Genomic DNA, 5,743 nt, shown 5'->3' with positions numbered 1-5,743 from the left:
TCTGTGATCTGCGCGACAGCATCGCGCTTGAAGTCGTCAGTGAAATTGCCCGTGCCCATCATCGCCTCCTTGCCTCAAAGTTAGCGAAAAAGGCGCCCACGAAACATGGGGCTATCAGATCGACCTTCGGCGCGGCTTTGACCGGCTTGTAGTAGACCGTCCGCCTCGGGATGCCGAGCGGGTTGGCGCGCAGCGAGTTCTCCATACCGCGCGTGGCATCATCGACCCAGCCCTCGATCTCCGAGGGTGTCAGGTCGTACGACCGGCTCGCCTCCGACACGGTCGTCTTGCCCTGGATGATCTCGATGACGAGCGCCGTCTTTCGCTTCACCGTCCACCGTTTGATGCTGTCTTCCATCGTCTTACTCATCGCTACGTTCTCCCTTGTAGCATGAGCAGAATTTCAGTGGGTCAATACACGGCCCCACTGGGGCCACGGTCCCTCCTCATCCGTGAAACGGCTCTTTCGAATGTGTCTGCTCCTTCAGTGTTGGCGCAGCCGCTACATCACGGCGAGGGATCTCGCGGGGGGGGCAGGTCAAATGGTGAAAATTTTAAATTATAGAATATTATATTCTAACTACTCGAAATTAACACTAGGGAAATGCAATCTACGCAAGTCTGCGGAATATAAATTCGCAGAGGTGCCGCATGGGTACGGTAAGTCAAAACCACTTTGGTGCAAACGTCATCTTCAATAGGGATGGTCTCGGCAATGATGATGCTTTCAGCGCTACGCTGAAGGAAATCAACGTACACAATCTCCGCTATCCAGGCGGAGGTATAACGGAGGATCAAACTTGGCAAAATGGGGGTCTCGATAAGATATTCGCTGGGGCAAGCAGCATAAACGAAGGGGATGATATCATCTCGCTTAGAGAGTTCTTGTCGTATGCTTCAGAACATAATGCGAGCGTGTCAATCGTCATTCCTACGTTCCAGTTCTATAATCTGGTATCTAATGAATTCGATGAGATCGGGTTCGAACGTTATGTATCCGAACTTGAAGCTGCCCTATCGGATTTTACAGCCGTCTCGATTCATAATTTTGAGATTGGCAACGAGTATTGGGGAAGTAAAAACTGGGGCGCGTTTACCCCGGCGCAGTACGGCGAAGTGGCTAATCATCAGATTCCCTATCTTGACTCCATGATTGATCGCCTTGGCTCTCAGAACGAAGGCTGGTCAGAGCCTGCGATTGGCGTTCAAGCAGGAGCTCAATGGCGCGCGGAACAGAGAGAGGATGGGACCTGGTATGCCACTGGAGCACGAGAATCTGCGGCGATTCTAAATCAGATCAGTCCTGAGAACCTAGCGAAGGTCGGTTCAGTGATCCAGCACTCGTATCCCGATGCAAACGCCAGTGAGCAGAAGGTAGCTTGGGCCATGGATGCGATGAAGGTCTTTTTGCAGAATGAGCATGTCCCGGACGACATTCAGCTCTTCCTGACCGAATTCAATGTTGGCCTAAACACAGCCGTGGGGGTCGGCCAAGCATATTCATGGATCGATTCGTTCTCTCAGTTTGTAGATGCAGGCGTGACCGGGATCGATCACTGGGGCATCACGTATGATTGGTTGTCGAACAAGCTTTACGACAGCCGCTTTCCATCGCAGGAAAGCGCTGATGGAGAAGTGCTCGCCATCGCTACACCTACGGGGCAGATCTACGATATTGCTGAGAGCTATCTCATAGGCCTAGATCCAACGGACGGTCCGAGCGATGCACTTGCAGACGTGCTGCCAGAGCATCTGGCGACCACTTCCTTTTCTGGCGACAGCAGCGATGTCACGTTCATCTATAACGATGGTCTGACAGACGTTACGATTGACCTTAGCGATCTAAGTGATGAACAGCATTATGTAGTGCATTCGCTCGCTCCCGCTGATTCACCCTTCTCCACATGGTACGACGAGGCGCTTACCGAACCGGTCCCGGACGGCGAAATTGCAGATGCTCGCGGTGACATGAATGTCATATCTGGGCCAGCAGCCCTGTCAGAGCACCTCTTATCACCCAATGAGATGCTCGTAATCCTAGCCACCGATCCAGATGCAAACCTCATCTTGGAAGGTGCACACAACCAGACCGACCCATTTTCGGGCATGACCAATGATATCCTTGCAGGCGCTGCTGGGAACGACATCGTCCGGGGGCATGTGGGTGACGACGTTCTGAACGGAGGAGCAGGGCGAGACGTGCTCGTTGGCGGAGTTGGAGATGATACCCTGTCGGCGTCGAACGATGGCGGCGTTCTCATCGCTGACGCTGGCGATGACGAGGTGGCTGGCGGAGACGGAAATGACCTCATTGTCTTGGGTGATGGTAGTGGAACGGGCCTGATAAGCCTCGGAGAAGGTGGCGATCTTATCCTAATCGGCTCTGCGAAAGGCGCGCATATCAGCGGTTTTGGCGACGACGATTACGTTGGCCTTTGGGGGGCGTTCGAGCATGAGGATGCTCTTTTGTCCGCCAGCCGTGCAGATGGTGAAGATCTTGTGATTGATTTACCGACCGGAGGGCAAGTCGTATTCGAGGGCCAAGCTGACCGCCTCGAGACCTTCCCGGAACAAGTTATCGACTTTCGCTCCCAAGATGAGATTTTCGATATCACTGAAAGTTATCTGAATGGGTTGACCGATCTGCAAATCGAGGAGCTGTTCGGGTTTGATCAGTTGACCGAAGAGTTCCCGCAGCATCAAAATGTTTTGCCGAGTGAGGAAGGTGCGCTTCACTATCTCGATTGTATCGACGCGGTCATGGGGCGGATCGAATGGGTCGAGCATCGGCCGGATAATGATAGCGATGTCCCGGGTGATGATGTCGCTCGTCCGCCCTCAGGTCCAGGGGAACCCGAAGAAGGGAGTGGCGAGGATCCGTCTTCGGTCGTGGATGATGACCTGCCAGCCGAGGAGGAACCCGAAGAAGATGATCCTGCAATGTCCGAGCAGGCGGCCTGCTTTGTCGCTACTGCTGCATATGGCAATCGCCTTCATCCCGATGTGGTATCTCTGCGCCAGTTCCGGGATCGGCATTTGAAACGCTTTGGCCCTGGACGACTGTTCATTCGGTTCTATTGGGTCATCGGACCCAAGTTGGCGCGTCGCGTAAGATCGGAGGACGTGGCTGCAGCGATGGCGCGCATGCTTCTGACGGGCCTTGTTAAGTGCCTCCGCTCGCTGAAGATCGTGAACTAGCGACTGTGTCATCTCCCAAGGCTGGGTCTTCCACGGGATGCCCGACCGAATGATGGCAGTTGCGATTGTGACCGACCTGCGGAGGATAACGACAATGATTACCTTATGGAGTTTGCCGCGTACTCCAAAGGCTTGTATGGCTGGCTTCAGAACGGGGTTGTGAAACACTGCGGCCAAGGCGACTTGGAACAGGCAATGTCTTAGTGCACTTCTACCTCCGGCAATGTCCCTTTCGCCGGATAACCCCGTTCCGTGATCTGCGCGACAGCATCACGCTTAAAGTCGTCGGTGAAATTGCCCGTGCCCATCATGGCCTCCTTGACTCAAAGTTTGGCTCACGACCCATTGATTTTATTGAGGGTTCGTGAATCACCGCTTGAAAGAGTGCGGTGACGATGTCTGATCTTTTCTGGTTGAGCGATGCCCAGTGACCTGCCCCCCGCGAGATCCCTCGCCGTGATGTAGCGTCTGCGCCAACACTGAAGGAGCAGACACATTCGAAAGAGCCGTTTCACGGATGAGGAGGGACCGTGGCCCCAATGGGGCCGCGCAAGCCCGACGAACAAATATCGGGATGATCAACGAGCAGGATCGACGCACTGCGTCGACGGGATGCCGACAGCGGAGGTGTGCCGCAGGCGCGGCTTGAGCCCGGCTACGTTCTACTAGCTCACGGCCAAGTATGGCGGGATGGAGGCGTCCGAGGCTGCGCGGCTAAAGGCCCTTGAGGAGGAGAATGCCAAGCTGAAGCGCCTGCTGGCGGACACCATGCTGGACAACGTCGTCCTGAAAGACCTGCTGGGAAAGAGCTGACGACATTGACCAGGCGGCGAGAGGCGACGCTCAGGGCCATGCAGAATCATGACATCTCGCAGCGCAGAGCCTGCAAGCTGGTTGATGTCGATACGAAGACAGTCCGGCGGGCGTTCACGCCGGACTGCGCCGAGATCCGCAAGGCGATGCAGGAGATCGCGGGCAAGCGACGTCGGTTCGGCTATCGCCGGATCGGCGTCCTGTTGGAGCGGAAGGGCATGTCCATGAACCACAAGAAGCTATGCAGGACCTGTCGCGAAGAAGGGCTGTCCGTGAAGCGGCGGCGTGGCCGGAAACGGGCGCGCGGCACGAGGACACCAATGCCAGCGGCTGCCAGCGTCAACGCGCACTGGTCGCAGGATTTCGTATCCGACAGCTTCGGTGCCTCACGTAAGTTCCAGATGCTCGCCGTGATCGACGACCGCACGCGGGAATGCATGTGCCTTGTTGCGGACAGCAGTCTGTCCAGCGCACGGATGACCCGGGAGCGAAACGCCTTGATCCGTGTCTATGGCAAGCCTGGTTGCATTGTCGGCGACAATGGCACCGAGTTCACCAGTCGGGCTATCCTGAAATGGGCCGACGAGAACGAGGTGCCGTGGCCCTAAATCGATCCGGGTAAGCCCCAGCAGAATGCGTTCATCGAAAGCTTCAGCGGCAGCCTACGTGATGAGCTGTTAAACGAGGAGATCTTCGACAGTCTGGACGATGCGCAGTAACAACTGGTGCTCTGGCGCTACGACTACAGCACGGTCAGGCCGCACTCATCTCTGGCCAATCAGACAGCGCAGCAAGCGCGCTGGACGGGGAACCGGAATACCTGAATCCGACCTGCAGGCTCTCGTCATCAATGAGGGACCAGCTCGGGGGGGCAGGTCACTGCCACCCTATCTGTTCTCATTTTCTGCCTTCAGGTGGTCGCGCACTACCTTGTCGCGTTCAATTTTCTTCTGCAGGGCTTCGAGAATTGCAATCGAACTTTTCAGCTTCCCCTCTATCATGTCGTAGTCGCCGTCAGCGACCTCGAAGCGCATCATGTCCGAGCGCAGGGTTTGGATGTTAGCATGAATATGCGCGCAATGCGCTGCAAGCTCTCTGCTTGATTTAATGTAGCTGTCCATGTTGCCGCTCCACTTGGTCCGAGATCCGCTCGACAACTTGCTGGTGGCGGTTTCTCGATGCTTTGCTACCCCCGGTAGCCAAACGGAGTGGTCGCTTTTCAAGTCAGGGGCAGTGGCATCCTTATCTTATAGAACCTAGCGGTGCTAGGCGGCTTGAGTGCAAGCCGATCGTGCTGTACGTGATAATCTGGATCATGCACAGCATGGCCGTATTGCTTGTTTTCCTGTGCCTAGTTTCGATGGCATTCCCAGTTCAAGTTCAAGTTCAAGTAAGTTGATAAGTTTATTGGGGTTCCCGTGGCCTGCTCTAAGAAAGAAAAGTTTCTGTATTATTAACGCAAGCGAAAGTGAGATCGTTATTGGACGCTTTTCTCTCTTGCAGCATGGAAAATCGCGAGGAGCATACATTGCTCAATGTGGAAGCGCAGCGGCGGCGGTCCTCAGACCGGTAGCGATCTAGCATGCTGCTGAAAAAGTCTGCTGTGAGGAACGATTTTCCTTCAGCAGGAGCTAGGGTCTGAACCGCGCCGGGTTTGCCGGAGGCTGATTTCGGTTAGTTACGCGGCCACGGCTTCTGTTTCCATAGTGGCGTAGAAGTTTGCCTCTGCTTC

At 55.2% G+C, this 5,743-nt stretch carries 3 protein-coding genes and 1 pseudogene; 2 read left to right on the top strand and 2 right to left on the bottom strand.

Translation table 11 applies throughout. The features are described 5' to 3' along the window. Positions 1–58 precede the first annotated feature (58 nt). Complete coding sequence (locus tag F804_RS17735; protein ID WP_022708560.1) at positions 59–370, bottom strand: DUF1153 domain-containing protein; 312 nt, start codon at positions 368–370, stop codon at positions 59–61. Between the two features lie 281 nt (positions 371–651). Here F804_RS17735 and F804_RS17055 point away from each other — a divergent pair, with 281 nt between their 5' ends. Then, positions 652–3,198, top strand: coding sequence for a calcium-binding protein (locus F804_RS17055; RefSeq protein ID WP_156845265.1), 2,547 nt, complete (start codon positions 652–654; stop codon positions 3,196–3,198). Positions 3,199–3,807: 609 nt separating this feature from the next. Beyond that, a pseudogene (locus tag F804_RS16740) lies at positions 3,808–4,858 on the top strand (IS3 family transposase); the annotation flags it as partial. Between the two features lie 40 nt (positions 4,859–4,898). Here the strand turns inward: F804_RS16740 and F804_RS17445 are convergent. Next, positions 4,899–5,132 carry a hypothetical protein gene (locus tag F804_RS17445; protein ID WP_156845264.1) on the bottom strand — a complete coding sequence of 78 codons (234 nt, stop codon included), beginning with the start codon at positions 5,130–5,132 and terminating at the stop codon, positions 4,899–4,901. Positions 5,133–5,743: the final 611 nt, after the last annotated feature.

The sequence above is a fragment of the Paracoccus zeaxanthinifaciens ATCC 21588 genome, from assembly GCF_000420145.1.
Taxonomy (GTDB): Bacteria; Pseudomonadota; Alphaproteobacteria; order Rhodobacterales; family Rhodobacteraceae; genus Paracoccus; species Paracoccus zeaxanthinifaciens.
This window is presented reverse-complemented; position numbering and strand designations above follow the sequence as displayed.

What these genes read in the sequence shown, in the direction of transcription:
- F804_RS17735 (WP_022708560.1), bottom strand. Translation starts at nt 370, where the DNA reads ATGAGTAAGACGATGGAAGACAGCATCAAACGGTGGACGGTGAAGCGA.
- F804_RS17055 (WP_156845265.1), top strand. Translation starts at nt 652, where the DNA reads ATGGGTACGGTAAGTCAAAACCACTTTGGTGCAAACGTCATCTTCAAT.
- F804_RS17445 (WP_156845264.1), bottom strand. Translation starts at nt 5,132, where the DNA reads ATGGACAGCTACATTAAATCAAGCAGAGAGCTTGCAGCGCATTGCGCG.